Origin of the sequence: Enterobacter cloacae complex sp. 2024EL-00227, assembly GCF_043945315.1 — a bacterium.
Lineage (GTDB): Bacteria > Pseudomonadota > Gammaproteobacteria > Enterobacterales > Enterobacteriaceae > Enterobacter > Enterobacter roggenkampii.
This window is the reverse complement of sequence record NZ_JBIMQP010000013.1, coordinates 17,160-40,979: the sequence shown is the minus strand read 5'-3', so window position 1 is coordinate 40,979 and position 23,820 is coordinate 17,160. Positions and strand designations below refer to the sequence as shown.

The window sequence follows — 23,820 nt, the reverse complement described above, 5'->3', positions numbered from 1 at the left end:
TTACCGGGCCTACATATCCTGCTAAAACGTAGGCCGGGTAAGGCGAAGCCGCCACCCGGCTTTTTTTATATGAAGTAGCTCATCGCCATCCCTAAAAACAGCACCAGACCGACGTAGTTATTGTTCATAAACGCCTTGAAGCAGGCGTCGCGTTCGCGCTTCGCAATCAGCTTTTGCTGGTAAGCAAAGAGCAGCCCCGCCACCAGCACGGACCAGTAAAACGCCCAGTTCAGCCCGTTCAGGCGGCCAATCGCCACCATCAGCGCCAGCACGGCGACCTGCAGAATCCCGATAATCAGCTTGTCCTGACGGCCAAAGAGGATGGCGGTGGATTTGATGCCAATTTTCAGGTCATCGTCGCGGTCAACCATCGCGTATTGCGTGTCGTAAGCCACGGCCCAAAGTATGTTCGCCAGGAACATCAGCCAGCAGCTGAGCGGTAAGGACTCACTAACTGCCGCAAACGCCATTGGAATCGACCAGCCAAACGCGGCGCCCAGCACCACCTGAGGCAGGTGGGTATAGCGCTTCATAAAGGGATAAACCCAGGCCAGTGCCAGCGCCGCAACGGAAAGCAGTATGGTCATGGTGTTCAGGGTTAACACCAGCAGGAAAGAGAGCAGCACCAGAACAGCAAACAGCACGCGGGCTTCTTTCCCGGTCACCTGCCCGCTGGGTAACGGACGACCGGCAGTCCGCTTTACATGGCCGTCGAATTTACGATCGGCATAATCATTGACCACGCAGCCCGCTGCGCGCATCAGCCAGACGCCAGCAACAAACACGCCGAGGATCCACAGCGGCGGCACGCCCGGCGTGGCGACCCACAGCGCCCATAAGGTCGGCCACAGCAGCAGTAACGCGCCAATCGGTTTATCGGTACGCATTAAGCGGTGATACGCCAACAGCTTATTCTGCGTCAGGCTCCACTCCATTTTTTCTTCCTCTTAGTACAACGGTGATGCCGGTAAAAAAAGCTCCGTCAGAATTAACGGTTTACCGCTCAGGCGAAGGCGGGAACGACGCCCCCACAGTTCGGCATCACGACCAATTTCAATAAAATCCCGGGTAAGTTCTGACGAGGTGAAGAGGTAACGCCCCAGCGGCGTTTTCCCCAGACGCTGCAGCGCCAGCTCGGGCCCGGAAAGGGTGGACTCGGGCACCACCGTCCGTCCGGCAAGCCACGGCTCGCCGTCAGCGCAGAGTAAAATTTCACGCAGCCAGTAACGTGGCTCGTGCGGCAGCAGCGGCAGCTCGTTGGCGATCTCATCGCCAGAGACAAACCCTTCCTGAATCAGGGTCACCGTGACCGTTTTTCCCTGCTGCTCAAAACGTTTTGTCATGGAATCTTCCAGCAACAGCCAGTCCAGCTGCTGCGGATCAAGCGCAGGTATTTGGTCGAAATAGCGCAGCGCACGCAGTTGCGTTAGCGCAGGGTGTGACATGCCAGACTCTCCGATACATAACGTACAGGCATTGTATCGCAGAAACGCGGATTGAGGGGGGCCAAACGTTATTTAACGATCACGATCGCAACAAGAGTGCAACAGCCCGGCGGAGACGAAAAAAAGTGCGCCCACTCAGGCGCACCAAACGACTAACAAATCAGCATTGTGGGGAAACGGTTACCCCTTGCCTTTTACACTGCTGATAAAGGTGGAACGGGCAGTGGTTGAACCTAAACGTTCGGCTTCATCAAGCAGCTTCAGCGCTTTATCGACATCGCCGCGCTTCACCGCCTGCTTGATGGCATTGTTGAAGTATTCTTCGGTGTCGTTCAGTACCGGCTCCGCTTTCTTCGCCGGGGCCGGCGCTGCGGTCGCTACCGGTGCGGCTGCCGTGGAAGCTGGCGCAGTATAGGCAGGCGCAGCGGTGTTGCCCACGGTGACAGGGCCGGTACCGGAGGAGCCAAACAGCGGGCCGACCAGGACGCTGGACGCACTGCTGGTCGACACTTTCAGCTTCACAAGGCCGTCAGTGGTATGGCGGGCAATCGGATCCGGGATATCCGGTGCGGCGTTACCTACGCCTTTGGCATAGGCCTTCGCAGGATCAAGCAGCGTGGTGGTTTGCTGCAAATCTTTTTCCGTGGTGAAGACGAGTACATAAATTTTCTGCTGACCCAGCGCAGGCGTCAGGCGCATTACCCCTTCCAGGCGATCGGCGCTCATGACACCCGGTTCCTGATAGGTAAAATATTCGCTCGGGAAGAACGCAGAAGGCGTCATGTTCTGGTCAAGAATCAGCACGTTCGGCGCAAAGACGCTGGTCTGTTTATTGACTTCACTGGAGAGCGTTAACGTCAGTTCGCCAATGTTAGCGGGCACGCTGTACGCGACCACTGGACCACTAATACCCGGAACATTAAGCGGTTGCCCACCCGTCGAGAGCTGGGTCGTTTGGGCTTTAGATTGATCGACAGGCGTCCAGACCAGCTGTTGCAACGCAGCTGCCGGAATGGCCGGCGCGGATGTTGTGTTTTGCGGAACGAAATTCACATTAGCGAGCGTTACAGCAGGCGCGCTCGCCAGCAACCCTGCGGATAAACAAAGGGCAAGGAGAGTTTTGTTCATTTTCATTGTTATCACCTCAAAATGCACAGGTCAGCGGTAGCCAGGCAATAGCGCGCCGTCCCAAGGATTGAGGGGCTTGCGCCCCTCAGTTTGGTCATTACGTCAGATTAAGACGGGATTACCACCAGATTTCCATCTGGGCGCCGAAGGACCACTCATCGTTGTCACCACGGCTGTAGGTTGTGGCTTTAGTATCGCTTTTTGCAATGCCGTTGTCATAACCCCATTTCTCATCCCACTTCGCGTAAGTTGCGAAGACACGGATCGCTGGACGGGACCAGATGCTGTTACCGGCCTGCCATTGCTGTGCAAGGGTAATTTTGTACTGGTTGTTGGTATCGTCAGTTTTCTGCGACTTAACGTTGTCGTAGCCAACTTCAAGCAAGGTGCTCATGATTGGCGTCCATTTATACATTGGGCGCACACCCACGGTGTACCAGGTCGTACCGTTGTTGTCGTCACGATCGATATCCTGATACATACCGACGTACATCAGATCCCAGCTGTCACCCAGAGAGATCGCACCGTGGTCGAGAATACGAACCAGGGAACCGTTGTTGTTAATCTTGTTATTTACAACACCAATTTCAGCGTCTTTGTCATAGTTGTTGCCGGTGAAGGAACCCTGCGGAATACCTTTGCCCTGAGTGGTCATTGCATCGGTAGCGTACTGGACAACAAACTTGTTGTAGCCTTTCAGCATGCTCTGGGTATGTTCAGCGGTGAACATCCAGCCATCTTTAGATGCGCCGTCAGCGAAGCTGTAACCGTCAGTTTTGTTAGCTCGGCCATAGTCAACACCCAACTCCAGCGTGCCGCCCGGGTTGATTTCCATCTGCGCCAAGCGCACATCGAAGACGTCGTTAGCGGTGTCTTTGAAGTCATGATAGATATCGTTGCTGGTGAAGATGTATGAGCCGCCTGCTTCCTGAGAACGGGTCGCTGCCAGAGACAGTTTACCGAAGCCCAGATCGACGTTTTCGATACCGGCACCAGGACCTGAAATATCCCAGTAGTAGAAGTCGATCATGTGAACGTCATGACGCTGATAGAAGCGCTTACCGGCCCAGATGGTGGAACCTGGCAGCCACTCAATCAGGTTTTTACCCTGCACGTTGGCTTCACGGAACGCCGGGTCGGTAGCTTCCCAGTCGTTCTGTTGCGCCACGGAGTACGCTACGTTGGTGTCGAAGTAGAAGCTCTTGTCGCCTTCTTTCCACACTTCCTGGCCCAGCTTCAGTTCCGCATAGGTTTCACATTCGTTACCCAGACGGTATTTACTTTGGGCACCGGTTGCCTGGAAGCACTGCTGTTCGCCGCCACTACCCGTCCAGCCGATACCGGAACGAGCATAACCATGGAAATCCACGGCCAGTGCCTGAGCAGACATTACGCCCGCTGCGACGGCAACTGCCAGAGGAAGTTTGCGCAGAGTAATCATCATTCTATCTCCTGAGATCATTGCTTTTCTTTGAACACTTCACCTGTCGGTTTCGTGTCTTCTTTTGGGATTGCTTAAACGCCTGGCTCTTTATGCAACCGACGACATGCAGTGCCATCCTCACGGAACAGATGGCAACGCTCTGGCGGCAAGCCGATAGCGAATGTGGCACCCTCTTCTACCAACACCACGTCATTCTGGCGGTAGACCAGGTTCTGACGGATGGCGGGGATCTGGATATGAATCTGTGTTTCGTGACCAAGCTGTTCGACGACCTGAACCTCACCTTCCAGCGTCACATCGGCAATGTGGCTCGGCAGTAAATGCTCAGGACGAATACCGAGGGACATGTTTGCCCCCACCTGTACGTTGGCGCTGTCGACCGGCAGCCAGACCTGCTGGCGGTTTGGCAGCTCCACCTGTACCTGTTCAATGGCTGTCGCGGTCACTTTGACGGGCAGGAAGTTCATCTTTGGCGAGCCAATGAAGCCCGCAACAAAGCGGTCTGCCGGGTAGTGATACAGCTCCAGCGGTTTGCCCACCTGCGCCACGCGACCTGCATCCAGCACCACGATTTTGTCGGCGAGGGTCATCGCTTCGACCTGATCGTGGGTGACGTAAATCATCGTGCGGCCAAGACGCTTGTGCAGACGGGAGATTTCGATACGCATCTGGACGCGCAGGGCGGCATCCAGGTTGGAAAGCGGTTCATCGAGCAGGAAGACGCGCGGCTCGGCGACCAGGGTACGGCCAATCGCCACACGCTGACGCTGACCGCCGGAAAGCGCTTTCGGTTTACGCTCCAGCAGGTGCGCCAGCTGTAATACTTCCGCCACCTGCGTCACGCGCTGGTTAATCACCTCTTTCTTCGCGCCGGCCAGCTTCAGACCAAAGGACATGTTCTCGGCGACGGAAAGATGGGGATAGAGTGCATAAGACTGGAACACCATGCCTACGCCACGTTCGGCAGGCGGGATGTCATTCATTCGGGTATCACCGATCAGCAGGTCGCCGCTGGTGATGGTTTCAAGACCGGCAATCATACGCAGCAGGGTTGATTTACCGCAGCCTGATGGGCCGACAAATACCACGAATTCACCTTCGTGGATGTCCAGATTGATGTCTTTCGACACCACAACGTCACCCCAGGCTTTCGTTACATTACGCAGCTGTACGCTCGCCATGCCCTTCTCCCTTCGTTACAACCTGTCACCGACAGAAACATTCAAGATAAGGTGACTATGGGGGATCCATTACTTTCACGAATCCTCCACCCCCCGGCTTTTTTATGGGGGAGGAGGCGGGAGGATGAGAGAGCAGGCTCTGCGACCGGCGTGGGCGGGCTGAGGCAAAATTCGTGAAGCCGCCTGCAAAATTCAGTGCGTTTTTATGTGCGCCAGCACTCATAACTTAAATTTATGCAACGGAGATCACACAAACGGGGGGTGGGGCGTAGGGGTTGGGAGGATGGAAAGAGGATGTCAAATAAGGAGACTGAGTCACGTTGAACCACTGAAGTCATACCACGAGACATCACCAAAAAGGATGGCAGATATGAATATCAAGACTGGCGCACGCGTTTTCGCATTGTCCGCCCTTGCAGCAATGATGATTTCCGCACCGGCGCTCGCCAAAATTGAAGAAGGCAAGCTGGTTATCTGGATTAACGGCGACAAGGGCTATAACGGCCTGGCCGAAGTGGGCAAAAAATTCGAGAAAGACACCGGCATCAAAGTGACCGTAGAGCACCCGGACAAACTGGAAGAGAAATTCCCGCAGGTTGCGGCAACCGGCGACGGCCCGGACATCATCTTCTGGGCGCATGACCGTTTTGGCGGTTACGCACAGTCTGGCCTGCTGGCTGAAGTCACCCCGGACAAAGCTTTCCAGGACAAACTGTTCCCGTTCACCTGGGACGCCGTTCGCTATAACGGCAAGCTGATCGCTTACCCTGTCGCGGTTGAAGCCCTGTCTCTGATTTACAACAAAGACCTGGTCCCTAACCCACCGAAAACCTGGGAAGAGATCCCGAAACTGGATAAAGAGCTGAAGGCGAAAGGTAAATCTGCCCTGATGTTCAACCTGCAAGAGCCGTACTTCACCTGGCCGCTGATTGCTGCCGACGGCGGTTACGCGTTCAAGTTTGAAAACGGCAAATACGACGTGAAAGACGTAGGCGTCGACAGCGCGGGCGCGAAAGCGGGCCTGACCTTCCTAGTCGACCTGATCAAGAACAAACACATGAACGCGGATACCGATTACTCCATCGCGGAAGCGGCGTTCAACAAAGGCGAAACCGCGATGACCATCAACGGTCCGTGGGCCTGGACCAACATCGACAAGAGCAAAGTCAACTACGGCGTGACGCTGCTGCCAACCTTCAAAGGCAAGCCGTCTAAACCGTTCGTTGGCGTGCTGAGCGCAGGCATTAACGCCGCCAGCCCGAACAAAGAGCTGGCGAAAGAGTTCCTGGAAAACTACCTGCTGACCGATCAGGGTCTGGATGAAGTGAACAAGGACAAACCGCTGGGTGCCGTTGCGCTGAAATCCTTCCAGGATCAGCTGGCGAAAGACCCACGTATCGCGGCCACCATGGATAACGCCCAGAAAGGCGAAATCATGCCGAACATCCCACAGATGGCCGCATTCTGGTACGCCACCCGTACCGCGGTTATCAACGCTGCAAGCGGTCGTCAGACTGTCGATGCCGCACTGAAAGATGCTCAGGGTCGTATAACTAAGTAAGTCTGAAAAACGGCGGGTAGCGCGTGCGCTTACCCGCCCTACGACTACGGCACGATCCGTAGGTCAGGTAAGCGCAGCGCCACCTGACGATAAGATTCCACCGTTGTAGAGGAAGAACCCCATGGATGTCATTAAAAAGAAACGCTGGTGGCAAAGCGACGCGCTGAAATGGTCAGCGATCGGTCTGCTGTGTCTGCTGGTGGGTTACCTTGTTGTTTTAATGTACGTACAAGGGGAATATCTGTTCGCCATCATGACGCTGATTTTGAGCTCTGCTGGCCTGTATATTTTCGCCAACCGTAAAGCCTATGCCTGGCGCTATGTCTATCCGGGCGTGGCCGGGATGGGGCTGTTTGTCCTGTTCCCGTTGATTTGTACCGTCGCCATTGCGTTTACCAACTACAGCAGCACCAACCAGCTTGCGCAGGAACGCGCGCAGCAGGTCCTGCTGGACCGCTCATACCAGGCAGGCAAGACCTTTAACTTCGGCCTGTATCCCGCAGGCAACGAATGGAAGTTAGCGCTTACTGACGAAGCAAGCGGGAAATACTATGTCTCTGACGCCTTCAAATTTGGCGGCGAGCAGAAGCTGGCCTTAAAAGAGGCCGAGGCTCTGCCGGAAGGTGAACGTGCCAACCTGCGCGTCATTACCCAGAACCGTCAGGCGCTGACCCAGCTCACCGCCGTGCTGCCAGACGACAGCAAAGTGATCATGAGCTCGCTGCGCCAGTTCTCCGGCACCCAACCGCTCTATACCCTGGCGGATGACGGCACGCTGACCAACAACCAGAGCGGCGTGAAGTACCGTCCGAATAACGACATTGGTTTCTATCAGTCCATTACTGCCGACGGCAAATGGGGTGATGATAAACTCAGCCCGGGCTATACCGTCACCATCGGCTGGGACAACTTTACCCGCGTATTTACCGACGAAGGCATTCAGAAACCGTTCTTCGCCATCTTCGTCTGGACGGTGGTCTTCTCCGTACTGACCGTGATCCTGACCGTGGCCGTGGGTATGGTGCTGGCCTGTCTGGTCCAGTGGGAATCCCTGAAGGGCAAAGCGATTTACCGCGTGCTGCTGATTCTGCCGTATGCCGTACCGTCGTTTATCTCGATTCTGATTTTCAAAGGGCTGTTTAACCAGAGCTTCGGTGAAATCAACATGATGCTGAGCGCGCTGTTTGGCATCAAACCGGCCTGGTTCAGCGACCCGACCACCGCCCGCTCGATGATCATCATCGTGAACACCTGGCTGGGCTATCCGTACATGATGATCCTGTGCATGGGGCTGCTGAAGGCCATCCCGGATGACCTGTACGAAGCTTCGGCGATGGACGGCGCGGGTCCGTTCCAGAACTTCTTTAAGATTACGCTGCCGCTGCTCATCAAGCCGCTCACCCCGCTGATGATTGCCAGCTTCGCCTTTAACTTTAACAACTTCGTGCTGATTCAGCTATTGACCAACGGCGGCCCGGACCGTCTTGGCACCACCACGCCGGCAGGCTATACCGACCTGCTCGTGAGCTACACCTACCGTATCGCCTTCGAAGGCGGCGGCGGTCAGGACTTCGGTCTGGCGGCAGCGATTGCCACCCTGATCTTCCTGCTGGTGGGCGCCCTGGCGATTGTGAACCTGAAAGCCACACGTATGAAATTTGACTAAGGAGGGCACTGAACATGGCTATGGTACAACCCAAATCTCAGAAACTGCGCCTCCTGGCGACGCACCTGGGCCTGCTGATTTTTATCGCGGCGATCATGTTCCCGCTGCTGATGGTTATCGCCATCTCCCTGCGTTCGGGTAACTTCGCCACCGGGAGCCTGATCCCGGACGAAATCTCCTGGGAGCACTGGAAGCTCGCGCTGGGCTTCAGCGTGGAACACGCGGATGGCCGCGTCACGCCGCCGCCGTTCCCGGTGCTGCTGTGGCTGTGGAACTCGGTGAAAATCGCAGGTATTACCGCCATTGGTATCGTGGCGCTGTCCACCACCTGCGCTTACGCCTTTGCCCGTATGCGTTTCCCGGGCAAAGCGACGCTGCTGAAAGGGATGCTAATTTTCCAGATGTTCCCGGCGGTGCTGTCGCTGGTGGCGCTGTATGCCCTGTTTGACCGCCTGGGCCAGTACATTCCGTTTATCGGTCTGAACACCCACGGCGGCGTGATCTTCGCCTACCTTGGCGGTATCGCACTGCATGTGTGGACCATTAAAGGCTATTTCGAAACCATCGACGGCTCGCTGGAAGAAGCGGCTGCGCTGGATGGCGCGACCCCGTGGCAGGCGTTCCGCCTGGTGCTGCTGCCGCTGTCGGTGCCGATTCTGGCGGTAGTGTTTATCCTGTCGTTTATCGCTGCGATCACCGAAGTACCGGTTGCCTCACTGTTACTGCGTGATGTGAACAGCTACACCCTGGCCGTAGGGATGCAGCAATACCTCAACCCGCAAAACTACCTGTGGGGCGACTTTGCCGCGGCGGCCGTACTCTCTGCCATCCCGATTACCGTGGTGTTCCTGCTGGCGCAGCGCTGGCTGGTGAACGGCCTGACGGCGGGCGGTGTGAAAGGTTAAGTTTCATTTTGTTATGCCACTGCAACCCTCAACTTTAGACGTATTGTATTGACCCAACTTGTGACTGTTGTTAGGCGGCCTCCGGGCCGCCATTTTTTTATTCGCGTTTCAGCCGCTTCGAATTACACAGCCAGAGGGTGATCACCAGCAGCAGGATCGCCGCCGAGTAGATCAGCACATCGAGCGGGGATTTATGGTCGACGATGATCAGCCGCACAATCGCGGTGATCCCAATGTAGACAAAATAACGCAGCGGGAAGTGAAAGCCGGACTGAAAATACTTCACAATCAGGGCGATAAATTCAAAGTAGAGAAAGTAGACCACCAGGCCTTCCACCAGCGCATATTTGCTGGTTTGTTCAGGGGCGAACAGCACATCCGCCAGATGCACCGTCTCCTTACCCAAAAAGACGACCAGGATCAGGCCAAGGCTCAGCAGACCGAGGTTCAGCACGGTCTGGAGGACAGTTGAGATAAACTCAACGCGCGGGCGAGTCAGGGATGTCATACAGCACCTCATTCTCCAGGGCGAGGTTTCTGTATAACGCAAAAATGTGACGGGGATCTATATTTTTTGTTTATGTTTGGCGCATTCGCCCGGTGGCGCTGCGCTTACCGGGCCTACAAAAACCGTAGGCCGGGCAAACGCAGTGCCGCCCGGCGTGAAGCATCAGCGGAAGTTAATGTTCTTATCGCTGGTCATGTCGTACAGCTGGAACTTACGTCCAAGCTGCTGACCGCCGTCACGCGTCAGCGGCGTCCAGCCGATGGCCGCGCGGCTACGGGTTGGACCGGATGAGAACAGATCCAGCGGAATCGACACGTAAACCCCTTTGGTGAAGTCCCCTTCCCCATATTCGTCCGGCGAGACGTTGGTAATGGTGGCGTAGCCGCCCACCACGACGCCGCTGTCGAAGTGTTTGGAGATATCCAGCGTGCCGCCCTTATCGCCCGCCAGGTACTGGCCTACGCTGGCTTTCACCAGCACGTCAGGCGCGAACGACGGCGTCCAGTAGGCGGTCAGGTGACCGGTTTTAACGCTGTAGTCGGTGAACTTCATCATGTCCTGGGCGCTGCGCCAGTCACGCTGTTTGACGTAGTTGGCATCAATCCCAAACGCCCAGTTGCTGTCGACAGGACGATAAAGCACTTCTGCCCCCGCACCGCCGTACATGGTTTCCAGATACCCGCCGTACACCTGACCGTAGAAGCCGTTACCGAAGTACTGGAAGTAGTTGGCCTGCAGGTTGTTCACGTAGGCATCGTTCTGTACGTACTCACGCACGCGGGTACGCACGCGCGGCAGCGTCGAGTCTTTTGGCGGGTTGGTGTAGTTGAACTTGTCGTAGTTGTTGGCGATGTTGCCGAACAGGCTGCCGGTGGTCAGCAGGTGGTCGGTCAGCCACAGATCCGCCGTCGCCATGACGCCCAGCTGATACATGTAGAAGTTTTCCGGCCCGCCGACGGACTGGTTCAACACCGGATCGATATGGAAATCGAAGCGCGACTTGTCGATATACCAGCCCTGCTCGGTGGTCTCCGGCACGATCGGCTCAACGCGTTTTTGCACCAGCTCGGTTTCATGTCCGAGCGGTTCGCCTTCCAGATGGCGCTTCAGGCTGGCAACGTCCGTTTCCGTCGTCACCTGCGGCAGGTTGAGACGGTTCTCCGTCACGCGGATCGTACGGATCCCGTCCGGGAGATCGTTCATGACGATCCGGTTGGCGCGCTCGATCCCCTCCCGCGAGTCGCGGTATTTCACCTGCTCGCCGGTGACGTAAAGCGTATCGCCTTTCACCTGAATTTTTGGATCCGCCAGGCCGGCATTGTATTTCAGCAGCGTCAGCTGGTTTGCCACCACGGAGTGCTGCAGAATCGCATCCTGCGGCTCCGGCTGGTATGCAGGCCGCGCGTTGTCGTTGTAGTGCGGCCGCATGTCGTTGAAGTTGGTGCGCAGCGTAAAGCCAAACATCACCGTATTGCCGCGCTCGTAGCTGAGGTTAACGTCGGCCCAATCGGTGACGCGATAAATGGCGCCGACGTTAAACTTGCTCTTCTGCTCAATCTTCCCGGCGAAGTCCTGCGAGTAGTCATTCCCCTCGTACTCCAGCTTCAGGCGCAGTGGCTGCCAGGGCGTCTGATACTCCACGCCGCCAAACAGCGATGCCGGGCCGTGGAACATCTGGTCGCCGTTGATGGAGCCCGCTTTCTGATAGCTGTTATCGCGGTAGCAGTATTTATCGCTGTAGGAGCAAAACGGGTTTTTCACGTTGCCGCTGGTGCCGAGATAGCCCCATCCCAGACCGAGCGAGAAGTCGAACGGCCCCCAGGCCTTGCTGGCCACGATGTATTCCGCATCAAACAGGCCGGTACCGCCAATATCTTTGGCGCCCACGGAGACCTGCGGCATCCAGTAGCTCTCTTCCCACAGGCGCAGCTTGACGTCGAAGGCTTTATCTTTGTAGGTCTGATCGCCTGAGAACGCCTCGACGCTGCTGTATTGTTTCGTACGGACGTCGGTATAGCGCAGCGTGGTTTCAAGCCACGGGAACAACTGCACCGACGCCGAGTAGTAACGATACTGGTCGTTATCACGGTAGTTAAGGCTAATTTCCCCTTCGCGCGCCATACGCGCGGTGGGCGTTTGCAGTAAACCGACGCCGCCGAAGTCTGACTGAGACGGGCCAATGGGTGCCGGATACGTTTCTGCATGGCAGGCGGCACTCACGCAGAGCGCCAGCATGCTGTAGAGATAGGTTCTTTTCATTATTCCGGTATCCGCTGAATCAGGGAGTGAAGGATATCGGCGTTAAGCCCGTCATACGCCTTCGTCCAGAAATGGTCGGCAAAACCGACAAAAATAATGCTGCCCGGCATGGGTTCGATATGGCGTTTATTCCAGTAAGCAACGGGCGCTTTTTGCGTGTGGCCGTCAGGGTAAACCACCCAGGCGTAGCTGTTATCCGCACCGCTCAGCAGACTCTGCTCGTCGAGGTAGCTCGCCACGTCGCGGCCGGGAGTAAAGGGCTTGTTACCCGGGCTGCCGATCAGCCCCATCACGGTCACCGTCGTCGGCTTCGCCGGAAGCCAGAGCGTATAGTCCCCTTCTAGCGTCGGGTTGCCGTTTTCCGTGACGCGCACCTCATCCGGGTCAAGATTGACGTTCTGTCGGCCCGTCACCTTCAGCGCCTGCAGCTGCTGACGGACGCTGTTAATGGCCGCCGCGTCGTCGCCGTCTTCCTGTTCCGCGAGTCCCGTTAGCCTGGCAAGAAGCGCCTTGTGCTGCTGTTCCGCTTCCACGGTCTTCTGCCGTTCAGCGATGACCGCGCCTGGCCACCAGCTGTTGGCAAGCCTTGGCTGTCCGACGAGATCGAGCAGATGTTCGGCGTGGGTTAAGGTTTTAGGTTTTTCACTGTCCGGCGTGTAGACCTTTACCGTTCCCGCGGACCATGCCAGCGGCGCGGCAAAACTGGCGATAAGCGCAGCGTGAATGAGCGTTTTCATGATTTCGCCGCCTTGATCAGGGTGGTTTTGACCGGGAAGAATCCGGCACCGAGATACTGTAAGGACTGGCGGATCTGCCCTTCCTCGTCGATCCAGAAGCGGTTGTGCCAGGTGGCCTGGTCGGTGGTGACCTCTTCATCCAGCACGCGAACCTGCGTTTCGTCGCTGCCGACCTTCACGCTGTCGGTACCGTCCCAGCGGAAGGTCGAGCGTGCCGTGGCGTAACGCACCTGCTTGTGTTCGGTCCAGCCCATCGTGCGCGTCCAGCCCGCGCCGTTGGCGATCTGGTTCGGCTTGATCAGCGGGTCGTCAGCGAGATTATTCACCTCCAGCAGGTTATCGCCGCCCAAGAGGGTTTTCACGATACGACCATGCTGCGTCACGATGGTGGCCTGATCCTGCGTCACCCATTTCTGCTGCCCGTTTTCATCGAAAGCGAGCACCACAAACAGTTGCGGGCCATCGTTAAGCTGCATGTACTGACTGGCATAAGGCATGTTCTGAAGCTCGTCATCGGTCAGATGCACGCCCGGTGTGCCGAACAGGCTTTCCCACAGTGAGTTTCCCAGCCCTTTAGTGGTGGCCGAGCATGCCTGCAGCAGCAGGCAAATCAGAATGATTGCTGGTCGCTTCACGACTCTTCTCCGAAGGGGCGAAATAACCACACCGAAGTGTGGTTATGATTAAAACACCCGCTATTACTGGGTGCTGGTTGTCGTGGTGGTCGTGGTTCCGGTGTTGGAGCCATCACCGCCACCGGTTGCCGCCAGCGCGACACCCACGGCTGAACTTACGGTGCTGGCGCTGGCTGCGGTAGAACTCCCCGCAGACGCAGACGTCGCAGCCGAACCTGCCGCTTCCCCGACCTGAACCGGAGCTGCATAAACAGATGTCGCCGCAAGCGCAGATATGGCAAAAATGCCATACAGTACTTTCTTCATAACAATTTCCCTTCAATGAATGAATGGAGATTTGCCCGAAAAGAATTTCAGGCGGAATCGAGTATACACAACTCATGCCGTGGGTTTGCCGTAAGGGGAAATAGAGGGTGGGTTTTCAGACTAATGGATAAAATCGAAATGAAAGACAAAGAGGGAAAATATTAAATAACTATAAAACAATAACTTATAATATTTATATATTAAGTTCCTTCTGCGTATTTTCTTAAAATAAACCGCAGCAATTAACGGGTTAAACGTCTTTTTCAGATTAAACTCAGAACCAGAATTTGCGTTAACTAACAGACATCAGGAATTATCTGATAAAAAAATGCCGGCATTAAGCCGGCACGTTTTCATGGCGTTTTCATTACGCACGCCATGCTTTATAGCGGTTGATCAACCCATTGGTCGAGCTGTCATGGCTGGTAATCGCGTTATCGTCACCCAGCTCTGGCAGAATACGGTTTGCCAGCTGTTTACCCAGCTCAACGCCCCACTGGTCAAAGGTGAAGATGTTCAGGATCGCGCCCTGCGTGAAGATTTTGTGCTCGTACAGGGCAATCAGCGCGCCAAGGCTGAACGGCGTGATTTCGCGCAGCAGGATGGAGTTGGTTGGACGGTTGCCTTCGAACACTTTGAACGGCACCACGTGCTCCAGCGTTGCCGGATCTTTACCCTGGTCGCGGTATTCCTGCTCAACCACCTCGCGGGATTTACCGAACGCCAGCGCTTCGGTCTGGGCGAAGAAGTTGGACAGCAGCTTCGGATGGTGGTCGGACAGCGGATTATGGGTGATAGCCGGGGCGATGAAATCGCAAGGTACCATTTTGGTGCCCTGGTGAATCAGCTGATAGAACGCGTGCTGACCGTTAGTGCCCGGCTCACCCCAGATGATTGGGCCAGTCTGGTAATCCACCGCGTTGCCGTTACGGTCCACGTATTTACCGTTGGATTCCATGTTGCCCTGCTGGAAGTAAGCCGCAAAGCGGTGCATGTACTGGTCATACGGCAGGATCGCTTCGGTTTCAGCGCCAAAGAAGTTGTTGTACCAGATACCGATCAGCGCCAGCAGCACCGGCAGGTTTTTCTCAGGCGCGGTGCTGGAGAAGTGTTTGTCCATCGCGTGCGCGCCGGAGAGCAGCTCAACGAAGTTGTCGAAGCCCACGGACAGGATGATAGACAGACCGATTGCAGACCACAGAGAGTAGCGGCCACCGACCCAGTCCCAGAACTCGAACATGTTCGCGGTGTCGATACCGAACTCGCTGACGGCTTTACCGTTGGTAGACAGCGCCGCGAAGTGTTTCGCCACGTGCTTGTTGTCGCCCGCGGTTTTCAGGAACCAGTCGCGCGCGCTGTGGGCGTTGGTCATGGTTTCCTGAGTGGTAAAGGTTTTCGACGCAACCAGGAACAGGGTGGTTTCCGGGTTCACGTTCTTCAGCACTTCGGCGATGTGGGTACCATCGACGTTAGACACAAAGTGCATATTGAGGTGGTTTTTGTAAGGACGCAGCGCTTCGGTCACCATGAACGGACCGAGGTCAGAACCGCCGATACCGATGTTTACCACGTCGGTGATCGCTTTGCCGGTGTAGCCTTTCCAGCTTCCGGAGATGATCGCTTCGGAGAAGGTTTTCATCTTTTCCAGCACCGCGTTCACTTCCGGCATGACGTCTTTGCCGTCAACGATGATTGGGGTATTGCTACGGTTACGCAGGGCTACGTGCAGCACGGCACGGTCTTCGGTGCGGTTGATCTTCTCACCGGAGAACATGGATTTGATGGCGTCCGCCAGCTCGGTCTCTTTCGCCAGATCCTGCAGTTTTGCCAGCGTCTCTTCGGTAATGCGGTTTTTAGAGAAATCCACCAGCATCAGGTCGTCGAAGGTCGCGGAGAACTTGTTGAAACGATCGGCATCTTTCGCGAACAGGTCCGCGATGGTGACATCTTTCATTTCATCAAAATGTTTCTGGAGTGCCTGCCAGGCAGCGGTCTGCGTTGGGTTGATGTTTTTCATTAGCAATACTCTTCTGATTTGAGAATTGTGACTGCGGTCGATTGTAGCGCCTGCAAATAAAAATTGTGATGGTTTTTATGCCATTGCCCTGGCCTGCATCAAACACAGGTGAAAAGACCCGAAAAGTATAGCTGCTGAAGCGCCCTCCTGGAGCGGAGAAATGTCGGTCAAAATGCCCTAAAACGAAGCATAAAATCTGGCCCTGTTATAAGTCCTGTTTCTCAGGGGTACCCCCCCATAAAAAATCCGCATAATCCCAGCATTGACAGGACCTCCCCCACATTTTATTTATAGGGCCGTATTTTGCGCCTGCACCTGTTTTCGTTTCATTCTTGTGCCATGGTCGCTTATTCATTCCCTGACACGAGGTTGTTATGACGAGTTTTGTGGTCGCCAAGTTTGGCGGCACCAGTGTGGCCGATTACGATGCCATGAACCGCAGCGCCGATGTGGTGCTGGCCGATCCGAATACCCGCCTGGTGGTGCTCTCTGCATCCGCCGGCGTGACGAACCTGCTGGTTTCTCTGTCTGAAGGACTGGAAGCGACAGAACGTTTCGTGAAGCTGGATGCACTGCGCAAAATTCAGTTCGACATCCTTGAGCGTCTGCAGAACCCGAACGTCATCCGCGAGGAAGTGGAACGCCTGCTGGAAAACATCACCACGCTGGCAGAAGCGGCCTCTCTGGCCACCTCCACCGCCCTGACCGATGAGCTGGTCAGCCACGGTGAGCTGATGTCCACCCTGCTATTTGTGGAAATCATGCGCGAGCGTAACGTTCAGGCGCAGTGGTTTGACGTACGCAAAATCATGCGTACCAGCGACCGCTTTGGCCGCGCCGAGCCGGACGTTGAAGCGCTGGCCGAGCTGACCAATCAGCAGCTGGCCCCGCGCCTGGCAGACGGCATCGTGATCACTCAGGGCTTTATCGGCAGTGAAGCGAAAGGCCGCACGACCACGCTTGGCCGTGGCGGCAGCGACTATACCGCCGCGCTGCTGGGCGAGGCCCTGCATGCTACGCGCGTCGATATCTGGACTGACGTTCCGGGCATTTACACCACCGACCCGCGCGTTGTTTCCGCGGCGAAACGTATTGATGTGATCGCGTTTGAAGAAGCGGCGGAAATGGCCACCTTCGGCGCGAAAGTGCTGCATCCGGCCACGCTGCTGCCTGCCGTACGCAGCGATATCCCGGTCTTCGTCGGCTCGAGTAAAGATCCAAAAGCGGGCGGCACGCTGGTCTGCAAGAAAACGGAAAACCCGCCGCTGTTCCGCGCCCTGGCCCTGCGCCGTCGCCAGACGCTGGTGACGCTCCACAGCCACAATATGCTGCACTCTCGCGGTTTCCTGGCGGAAGTGTTTGGCATTCTGGCGCGCCACAACATCTCCGTGGATCTGATCACCACCTCTGAAGTGAGCATTGCGCTGACGCTGGACACCACCGGCTCCACATCAACCGGCGATACCCTGCTGACGCAGTCGCTGCTGATTGAGCTGTCCGAGCTGTGCCGCGTGGAAGTCGAAGAAGACCTGGCGCTGGTTGCTATCATCGGCAACAAGCTGTCGCGCGCCTGCGGCGTGGGCAAAGAGGTGTTTGGCGTGCTCGACCCGTTCAACATCCGCATGATTTGCTACGGTGCGTCCAGCTATAACCTCTGCTTCCTGGTGCCAGCCGATCAGGCTGAGCAGGTGGTGCAGAAACTTCATCAGAATTTGTTTGAATAAGCGCAAGAATGGCCCGGGCGTTTTCACTACCGGGCCATTCTTTAGCTTTTCATTACTGTTCTCATCAGCAGCGAATCCAGATCTTTTAAATTTCCTTCTCTGCTGTCGGGTAGTACCGGCGGCACTTCTCCTCTCACCAGCTCACTTTGCAAAAAAGCGTGGAGTAAGGGCCGTTTAGGACCATATTCCGCTTCACCTGCGCGCTGTTTTATTTCCAGTAATGTATCGATTTCCGCACGTAACGGCGCACACAGTTCGCTCCCGGCAAGCAGTTCGGCAAAACGCATCGGTGGAACGCCTTTCCCCGCTTCTACCCACCGCGCCGCCAGCAAAGGTCGCAGAACATAAAAGTACTTTTTCAGCCGAACCGTTTCCCCCTGTAAATATCCACGGAAGTTTTTTCGGGCCATCGAGTAGTAATGCCAGCGGGCACGCAATGGCGAAAACCACGCAGGTATTAGCGCGCGCAACTCGGCCACTACCGTCTCATCCTCCTGATAAACAACAGGGGAATCCAGCCACTCGATAAGCGTCGGGTTTGCCCCCTTCAGCAGGCCCAGTACCTTGCGCCATTCCCAGCCACAAACGTCCAGTTCATCATCTATCGGCAGCTCGATCACATCCCGCTGGGATTCGACGCGCAGATACCATTCTGGGCGGTGAACGTACAAAAACCGCACATCATAATCGCTATCCGGTGAGGCAAATCCCCATCCCCGGCTGCCCGATTCACAGGCGTAGAGCACGCGCACGTTATAGCGCTGCTCTATATCGCGAAGTTGCGCGCAGACACGTGCGCGCATCGCGCTATCAACATCGTTGTTGCTCATTTTTTTATCCTTTTACACACACTACCTGACGCAGGGTGTGAACGATCTCCACCAGCGACGATTGCGCGGCCATCACGGCATCAATGTCTTTATAGGCCATCGGCGTTTCATCGATCACCTCATTGTCTTTGCGACACTCTACGTGAGAGGTCGCCTGAATATGGTCGCTAAGGGTATAGCGTTTTTTTGCCGCCGTTCGGCTCATCACTCGCCCGGCGCCGTGGCTGCAGGAACAGAAGCTTTGCTCGTTGCCGAGGCCACGCACGATGAAGCTCTTTGCGCCCATTGAGCCCGGAATAATCCCCATCTGCCCTTTCTGCGCCGACACCGCACCTTTGCGCGTGATCAGTACCTCTTCCCCAAAGTGATGCTCTTTCTGCACATAGTTATGATGGCAGTTAACCGCCTCCTGCTGCGTAATAAAGGGCTTTGTCACTTCGCGAGAGAGCGCCGCCAGCACGCGCGACATCATCACTTCCCGATTGTGGCGGGCAAAATCCTGCGCCCACTCCACCGCCTCGATGTAGTCCTCATAGTGACGACTCCCCTCCTGAAAATAGGCCAGATTTTTATCCGGCAGATGTCCCAGGTGATGCTGCATATCCTGCTGTGCCAGGGCGATAAACACATTACCGATGGCGTTTCCTACGCCGCGCGAGCCGCTGTGCAACATCACCCAGACGCGCTGCTGCTCATCGAGGCAAATTTCAATAAAGTGGTTTCCGGTACCCAGCGTGCCCAGATGCTGGTAGTTGTTGGTTTTCAGCAACTGTGGGTATTTATCCGTGAGTTGTTTAAAACGTGGGGCCAGCACCCACCAGCGATCGTCCACTTCTTTCGGTGGCGTTTCCCACGCGCCTTTATCCCGTCGAGAACGGGTATTGGTTCTCCCATGCGGTACTGCCTGTTCAATGGCGCTACGTAAACCGCTGAGATTATCCGGCAAATCACCGGCCACCAGCGACGTGCGAACGGCAATCATCCCGCAGCCAATATCCACGCCAACCGCCGCAGGAATGATTGCCCCTTTGGTCGGAATCACGCTGCCGATGGTTGAGCCTTTACCGAGATGAACGTCGGGCATCACCGCAAGGTGTTTGAAAATAAACGGCATCTTTGCAGTATTCAGTAACTGCGCCTGTGCCTCTGGCTCCACGGGAACGCCGTGAGTCCACATTTTGATCGGGGCGCCGTTTGACGCCGTCAGTAATTCAAAATCATTCTGTTGCATTGCGTTATCCTTTCAGGTTAACAAGGCCGTGTAATACCTGGTCCAGGCCACCAAATACTGAAATTTTGTCGATACGCTCCGCGACCCTTTCCAGGGTTTCCAGCTCTTTTAAACGCAGCGCCACCGGGTTGTTCTCCATCACCTTTGCGGTGTTTAACAGCGATCGTGTCGCCGCCGTTTCTTCACGTCGGCGAATAACATTCGCCTGGGCCGATTTTTCGGCCTCTACCAGACGGGATAAAATCGTTTTCATATCACCAGGTAAAACAATATCTTTTACCCCAAGCGACGCAATTTCCATTCCAAAGGATGACAGGCGGCCTTGCACCTGTTTGCTGACCACCTCGTCAATGATCTGCTTATCTTCCAGTAACTCATCGAGCGTGCGGGTGCCGACCGCCTCACGCAGTGCGAACTGGAGTTCGCGGTACAAATGTTCCAGCGGTTTCGTAAGCTGTCCGCAGGCCTGCAGCACGTCGCTGTAACGCCAGTTAGCCGCCAGGTTCAGGCGCAGGTTAACTTTGTCCTTCGTCAGGATCTCCTGCCCGCTCACTTCCACCACCTGAAGGCGCGTATCCACTATCTCTGCCTCAACCAGATGGTTAATTTTCCAGTAAGCCGTCAGTCCCGGCGGTAACAGTGCCTGAATTTCTCCGTCGATTTTCACCACCCCGACGTGCCAGGCAGGTACCTGTACGACCAGCATCGCGTCGCGCCCCTTTAGCGCGCCATTGCGACGCGGTTGCAGAGCAGCATTCATCACGTCCACCGGCACCCGCACGTCGCGGGTATCGATTCTTTGCAGGGTCAACGCCGCATCCTGCTGCCAGTACAGACGACGAGTCGAAGGCGGCACAATTTCCTGCAATACGCCGTTGTTCGATAACACCCCGATTTCATCCGCAGTAAGGTCGACCGCCAGGCAGTAACGTACCACCCAGTCAGGCTGAAAGCGGCGCAGATAATCCGCCAGCGCACCCGGCACCTCGCTGCCATCCTGGCTCACCACCAGCACGTCGTCAGTATTGAACCAACCCAGACGGTGTTCACCCGCCTCCAGTACCCGGTAATAATCGCCAGCTTTTGCTACCAGTCCTAACTGACCTTTTTTTATCGTGATTTTTTTAGCCATTTTATATTCCTTAAAGTCAGGCGCGGGTGCAGGCACGAAATCACAGGGGAATGCCTTTTCGCCTGCGATCCGGCGCCATTACCGGCGACCTTCATTGGGATTGCTGACTGCGCAATCCCCGTTTTTACTTTGATGTTTACAACCAGTTTTCATTGGGAGAATGAATCGGGAATCGAACCCTTCTGTCTGTCATTGGTTGACGGAACGCCCCCGGAAAACAGCCTTGCCGTTCCTGGTGCGCCGACGGGGCCTTAACCCCCAGTGTGCTCAACGTCGTGACGTTATCTGTATTGCCAGAAGCGTGCCAAAAACAAAAATCGCCGTTTTATTTTTTTATTTTATTGATAATTAATGATTTTTATTTATCACGCTTTTCATGCATTGCCGTTCGGCTCAACATTTCTTATCCTGCTATATCGACAATTATCTTTATGGATAAACATGAAGAAGCGGAAGGTGGTGATCGGGGTGCTTGGCACCGTGATGGATAAACGGGGAAAGCGGACTAATCGCTTTCGCAAATGGCGACCGACCGTCGGGCTGTGCCAACAGCCGGATTTCCCGGTCGACAGGCTGGAGCTGCTACATCAACCGCGAGATCTCGGCATGGCTCAGCAACTGGCGGAAGATATTGTGCTGGTTTCCCCCCACACCGAGGTGCGTCCCAGCACGGTAATCATTGAAGACCCGTGGGATTTCGAAGAGGTTTATGCAGCGTTTCTCGATTTCGCCACCCAGTACACTTTTGATACCGATCGCGAAGAGTATTTCGTCCACATCACCACCGGCACGCATGTGGCGCAGATCTGCTGGTTCCTGCTGACGGAAGCCCGCTATCTTCCCGCCAGTCTTTTGCAGACTGGCCCTGCCAGAAAAGAAGCCTCTGCTGAGGAGACTGCAGCCGGAACTTACTCAATTATCGACCTGGATTTAAGCCGCTACACGACCCTTACCAACCGTTTTCAGCGCGAGCAGCAGCAGTCAATCTCATTTCTGAAAGCGGGCATTGAGACGCGAAACGCCACCTTTAACAGTCTGATCGACAAGATTGAACGCGTGGCGCTACGTTCTACAGCCCCGATCCTGCTGACCGGCCCCACCGGCGCGGGCAAGTCGTTCCTCGCGAACCGCATTTATCAGCTTAAGCAGTCACGCCATCAGGTTTCCGGCAAACTGGTTTCCGTCAACTGCGCGACCCTGCGCGGTGATAACGCCATGTCCACGCTGTTCGGCCATGTGAAAGGAGCCTTTACCGGCGCACTGTCGGCGCGCAGCGGCCTGCTGCGTGAAGCCGATGGCGGCGTCCTTTTCCTCGACGAGATTGCCGAACTAGGCCTGGATGAACAGGCGATGCTGCTCAAAGCCATTGAAGAAAAAACTTTTTTCCCGTTTGGCTCCGATAAAGAAGTTCACAGCGATTTTCAACTTATCGCCGGAACCCACCGTGATATGCGCCAGTGGGTGGCAGAAGGACGTTTTCGTGAAGATCTCTATGCCCGTATTAATATGTGGAGCTTTGCCTTACCCGGCCTTGCCCAACGGAAAGAAGACATCACGCCGAATGTTGACTACGAACTTCAACGTTTCTCTCGCGAAAGCCAGACGCAAATCCGCTTCGATAAAGAGGCACGCGAAGGCTATCTGGCCTTTGCCTGTTCCAGCAGAGCGCTGTGGCGGGGCAACTTTCGCGAACTGAGCGCCAGCGTCGCACGCATGGCGACGCTGGCGGAACGAGGGCGTATTACTCAGGATCTGGTGCTGGAGGAGATCTCACGTCTTCAGACCGACTGGCAAACTGACGTGACGCAGCCTGCAACTGACATGGCGATTGACCTCTTTGACCAGCGGCAACTTGAAACGGTGCTGGAGGTATGTCGCCGCAGCGCATCGTTGTCTGAAGCCGGACGTGAGCTGTTTGCCGTTTCACGGCTCAAAAAAGCCAATCCTAACGACGCCGACCGACTGCGCAAATATCTGGCTCGCTTTAGTCTGAGCTGGGAAAGCATCCGGTCATAATTCATTTGAATATTACTTCCTTACGCGATAAACAATAACTATAGCCGGGCTCGATCCCGGCTTTTTATAACAAACACACGCAACATTCATCGCAAGGAAATCATTATGTTATCCGCTATTACGCGGCTGTTCCCGTTATGGGCGCTGCTGCTCTCCGTACTCGCGTATTACACGCCCACCACGTTCACCGGTATTGGTCCGTGGGTCGCCACGCTGCTGATGCTGATCATGTTCGGTATGGGTGTGCATCTGAAAGTAGACGATTTTAAGCGCGTGCTGTCTCGCCCTGCGCCCGTCGCGGCAGGAATATTCCTCCACTACCTGGTGATGCCGCTTGCAGCGTGGCTGCTGGCGATGGTCTTTAAGATGCCGCCCGACCTCTCCGCCGGGATGGTGCTGGTGGGCAGCGTCGCCAGCGGCACGGCATCCAACGTCATGATCTATCTGGCGAAAGGCGACGTGGCGCTCTCCGTCACTATCTCGTCCGTCTCCACGCTGGTTGGCGTGATTGCCACGCCGCTGTTAACCCGCCTGTACGTGGATGCGCATATTCAGGTGGACGTGATGGGGATGCTGCTGAGCATTCTGCAGATTGTAGTAATTCCTATCGCGCTGGGGCTGGTCATTCACCACCTGTTCCCGCGCGTGGTGAAGGCCGTTGAGCCGTACCTGCCCGCGTTTTCGATGGTCTGTATTCTGGCGATCATCAGCGCAGTGGTGGCGGGTTCCGCCTCGCACATAGCTTCCGTGGGCTTTGTGGTGATCGTTGCGGTGGTGCTGCATAACACCATTGGCCTGCTGGGCGGCTACTGGGGCGGGAAACTGTTTGGCTTCGACGAATCGACCTGCCGCACGCTGGCAATCGAGGTAGGGATGCAGAACTCCGGCCTGGCGGCGGCGCTCGGCAAAATCTACTTCTCGCCGCTGGCGGCCCTACCGGGTGCGCTGTTCTCTGTCTGGCACAACCTCTCCGGCTCGCTGCTGGCGGGCTACTGGTCCGGCAAACCGATTGAGGAACAAACGAAAAAAGATGCGGTGAAACAGGGTTAATTGACTCAGCTTGCTTTACACTGAAGCCTCTCTCTCAGGAGGCTT

The 23,820-nt window shown here is 55.8% G+C and carries 20 protein-coding genes; 6 read left to right on the top strand and 14 right to left on the bottom strand.

Features of this window, described 5'->3' with window-relative positions:
• Positions 1 to 65: 65 nt before the first annotated feature.
• The 5 genes from ubiA to malK all read right to left on the bottom strand — a co-directional run bounded on the left by ubiA (position 66) and on the right by malK (position 5,198).
• Positions 66 to 935: a 4-hydroxybenzoate octaprenyltransferase gene (ubiA, locus tag ACHH0Z_RS19850; protein WP_045407236.1), complete on the bottom strand. Its 870-nt coding sequence runs from the start codon at positions 933 to 935 to the stop codon at positions 66 to 68.
• Between the two features lie 12 nt (positions 936 to 947).
• The gene (ubiC, locus tag ACHH0Z_RS19845; RefSeq protein ID WP_021242729.1) at positions 948 to 1,445 is read right to left on the bottom strand and encodes a chorismate lyase; all 498 of its coding nucleotides are present in this window, start codon (positions 1,443 to 1,445) and stop codon (positions 948 to 950) included.
• A gap of 180 nt (positions 1,446 to 1,625) precedes the next feature.
• Positions 1,626 to 2,579, bottom strand: coding sequence for a maltose operon protein MalM (malM, locus tag ACHH0Z_RS19840; RefSeq protein WP_025912217.1), 954 nt, complete (start codon positions 2,577 to 2,579; stop codon positions 1,626 to 1,628).
• 112 nt (positions 2,580 to 2,691) lie between these two features.
• The gene (locus ACHH0Z_RS19835; protein WP_008500081.1) at positions 2,692 to 4,017 is read right to left on the bottom strand and encodes a maltoporin; all 1,326 of its coding nucleotides are present in this window, start codon (positions 4,015 to 4,017) and stop codon (positions 2,692 to 2,694) included.
• 71 nt (positions 4,018 to 4,088) lie between these two features.
• Positions 4,089 to 5,198 carry a maltose/maltodextrin ABC transporter ATP-binding protein MalK gene (gene malK / locus ACHH0Z_RS19830; RefSeq protein WP_008500080.1) on the bottom strand — a complete coding sequence of 370 codons (1,110 nt, stop codon included), beginning with the start codon at positions 5,196 to 5,198 and terminating at the stop codon, positions 4,089 to 4,091.
• A 370-nt stretch (positions 5,199 to 5,568) separates the two neighbouring features.
• Between malK and malE the strand changes: the two genes are divergently transcribed.
• The 3 genes from malE to malG all read left to right on the top strand — a co-directional run bounded on the left by malE (position 5,569) and on the right by malG (position 9,330).
• Positions 5,569 to 6,759 carry a maltose/maltodextrin ABC transporter substrate-binding protein MalE gene (gene malE / locus ACHH0Z_RS19825; RefSeq protein WP_008500079.1) on the top strand — a complete coding sequence of 397 codons (1,191 nt, stop codon included), beginning with the start codon at positions 5,569 to 5,571 and terminating at the stop codon, positions 6,757 to 6,759.
• Between the two features lie 121 nt (positions 6,760 to 6,880).
• On the top strand, positions 6,881 to 8,425 hold the full coding sequence (gene malF / locus ACHH0Z_RS19820) for a maltose ABC transporter permease MalF (protein ID WP_045407231.1): 1,545 nt from the start codon (positions 6,881 to 6,883) through the stop codon (positions 8,423 to 8,425).
• Positions 8,426 to 8,439: 14 nt separating this feature from the next.
• Positions 8,440 to 9,330, top strand: coding sequence for a maltose ABC transporter permease MalG (gene malG / locus ACHH0Z_RS19815; RefSeq protein ID WP_008500077.1), 891 nt, complete (start codon positions 8,440 to 8,442; stop codon positions 9,328 to 9,330).
• A gap of 97 nt (positions 9,331 to 9,427) precedes the next feature.
• Here the strand turns inward: malG and psiE are convergent, their stop codons facing one another.
• The 6 genes from psiE to pgi form a co-directional block, all read right to left on the bottom strand.
• Entirely contained in the window at positions 9,428 to 9,838 is a 411-nt protein-coding gene (gene psiE, locus ACHH0Z_RS19810; protein WP_021242727.1) for a phosphate-starvation-inducible protein PsiE, read from the bottom strand.
• Positions 9,839 to 10,000: 162 nt separating this feature from the next.
• Positions 10,001 to 12,097, bottom strand: coding sequence for a YjbH domain-containing protein (locus ACHH0Z_RS19805; protein ID WP_008503426.1), 2,097 nt, complete (start codon positions 12,095 to 12,097; stop codon positions 10,001 to 10,003).
• Positions 12,097 to 12,834, bottom strand: coding sequence for a capsule biosynthesis GfcC D2 domain-containing protein (locus ACHH0Z_RS19800; protein ID WP_023345254.1), 738 nt, complete (start codon positions 12,832 to 12,834; stop codon positions 12,097 to 12,099). The genes ACHH0Z_RS19805 and ACHH0Z_RS19800 overlap by 1 nt, the downstream gene beginning before the upstream one ends.
• The gene (locus ACHH0Z_RS19795; RefSeq protein ID WP_023345253.1) at positions 12,831 to 13,469 is read right to left on the bottom strand and encodes a YjbF family lipoprotein; all 639 of its coding nucleotides are present in this window, start codon (positions 13,467 to 13,469) and stop codon (positions 12,831 to 12,833) included. The genes ACHH0Z_RS19800 and ACHH0Z_RS19795 overlap by 4 nt, the downstream gene beginning before the upstream one ends.
• A 63-nt stretch (positions 13,470 to 13,532) precedes the next feature.
• Entirely contained in the window at positions 13,533 to 13,775 is a 243-nt protein-coding gene (yjbE, locus tag ACHH0Z_RS19790; RefSeq protein ID WP_008503423.1) for an exopolysaccharide production protein YjbE, read from the bottom strand.
• A gap of 367 nt (positions 13,776 to 14,142) precedes the next feature.
• Positions 14,143 to 15,792, bottom strand: coding sequence for a glucose-6-phosphate isomerase (gene pgi / locus ACHH0Z_RS19785; RefSeq protein ID WP_045407228.1), 1,650 nt, complete (start codon positions 15,790 to 15,792; stop codon positions 14,143 to 14,145).
• Between the two features lie 374 nt (positions 15,793 to 16,166).
• Here pgi and lysC point away from each other — a divergent pair, with 374 nt between their 5' ends.
• On the top strand, positions 16,167 to 17,516 hold the full coding sequence (gene lysC / locus ACHH0Z_RS19780) for a lysine-sensitive aspartokinase 3 (protein WP_008503421.1): 1,350 nt from the start codon (positions 16,167 to 16,169) through the stop codon (positions 17,514 to 17,516).
• A gap of 41 nt (positions 17,517 to 17,557) precedes the next feature.
• On the opposite strand, the gene ACHH0Z_RS19775 is transcribed toward lysC, so the two are convergent.
• From ACHH0Z_RS19775 to ACHH0Z_RS19765, 3 genes are read right to left on the bottom strand one after another with little or no spacing between them, the layout of a single operon-like run.
• The gene (locus ACHH0Z_RS19775; RefSeq protein WP_045407225.1) at positions 17,558 to 18,346 is read right to left on the bottom strand and encodes a nucleotidyltransferase domain-containing protein; all 789 of its coding nucleotides are present in this window, start codon (positions 18,344 to 18,346) and stop codon (positions 17,558 to 17,560) included.
• A 4-nt stretch (positions 18,347 to 18,350) separates the two neighbouring features.
• The gene (locus ACHH0Z_RS19770) at positions 18,351 to 19,577 is read right to left on the bottom strand and encodes an RtcB family protein (RefSeq protein ID WP_021242724.1); all 1,227 of its coding nucleotides are present in this window, start codon (positions 19,575 to 19,577) and stop codon (positions 18,351 to 18,353) included.
• A gap of 4 nt (positions 19,578 to 19,581) precedes the next feature.
• Positions 19,582 to 20,709 carry a slipin family protein gene (locus tag ACHH0Z_RS19765; RefSeq protein WP_021242723.1) on the bottom strand — a complete coding sequence of 376 codons (1,128 nt, stop codon included), beginning with the start codon at positions 20,707 to 20,709 and terminating at the stop codon, positions 19,582 to 19,584.
• Between the two features lie 441 nt (positions 20,710 to 21,150).
• On the opposite strand from ACHH0Z_RS19765, the gene rtcR reads away from it, so the two are divergent.
• The gene (rtcR, locus tag ACHH0Z_RS19760; RefSeq protein WP_045407221.1) at positions 21,151 to 22,725 is read left to right on the top strand and encodes an RNA repair transcriptional activator RtcR; all 1,575 of its coding nucleotides are present in this window, start codon (positions 21,151 to 21,153) and stop codon (positions 22,723 to 22,725) included.
• Between the two features lie 105 nt (positions 22,726 to 22,830).
• Positions 22,831 to 23,775, top strand: coding sequence for a ketopantoate/pantoate/pantothenate transporter PanS (gene panS, locus ACHH0Z_RS19755; RefSeq protein WP_023293551.1), 945 nt, complete (start codon positions 22,831 to 22,833; stop codon positions 23,773 to 23,775).
• Positions 23,776 to 23,820 lie beyond the last annotated feature (45 nt).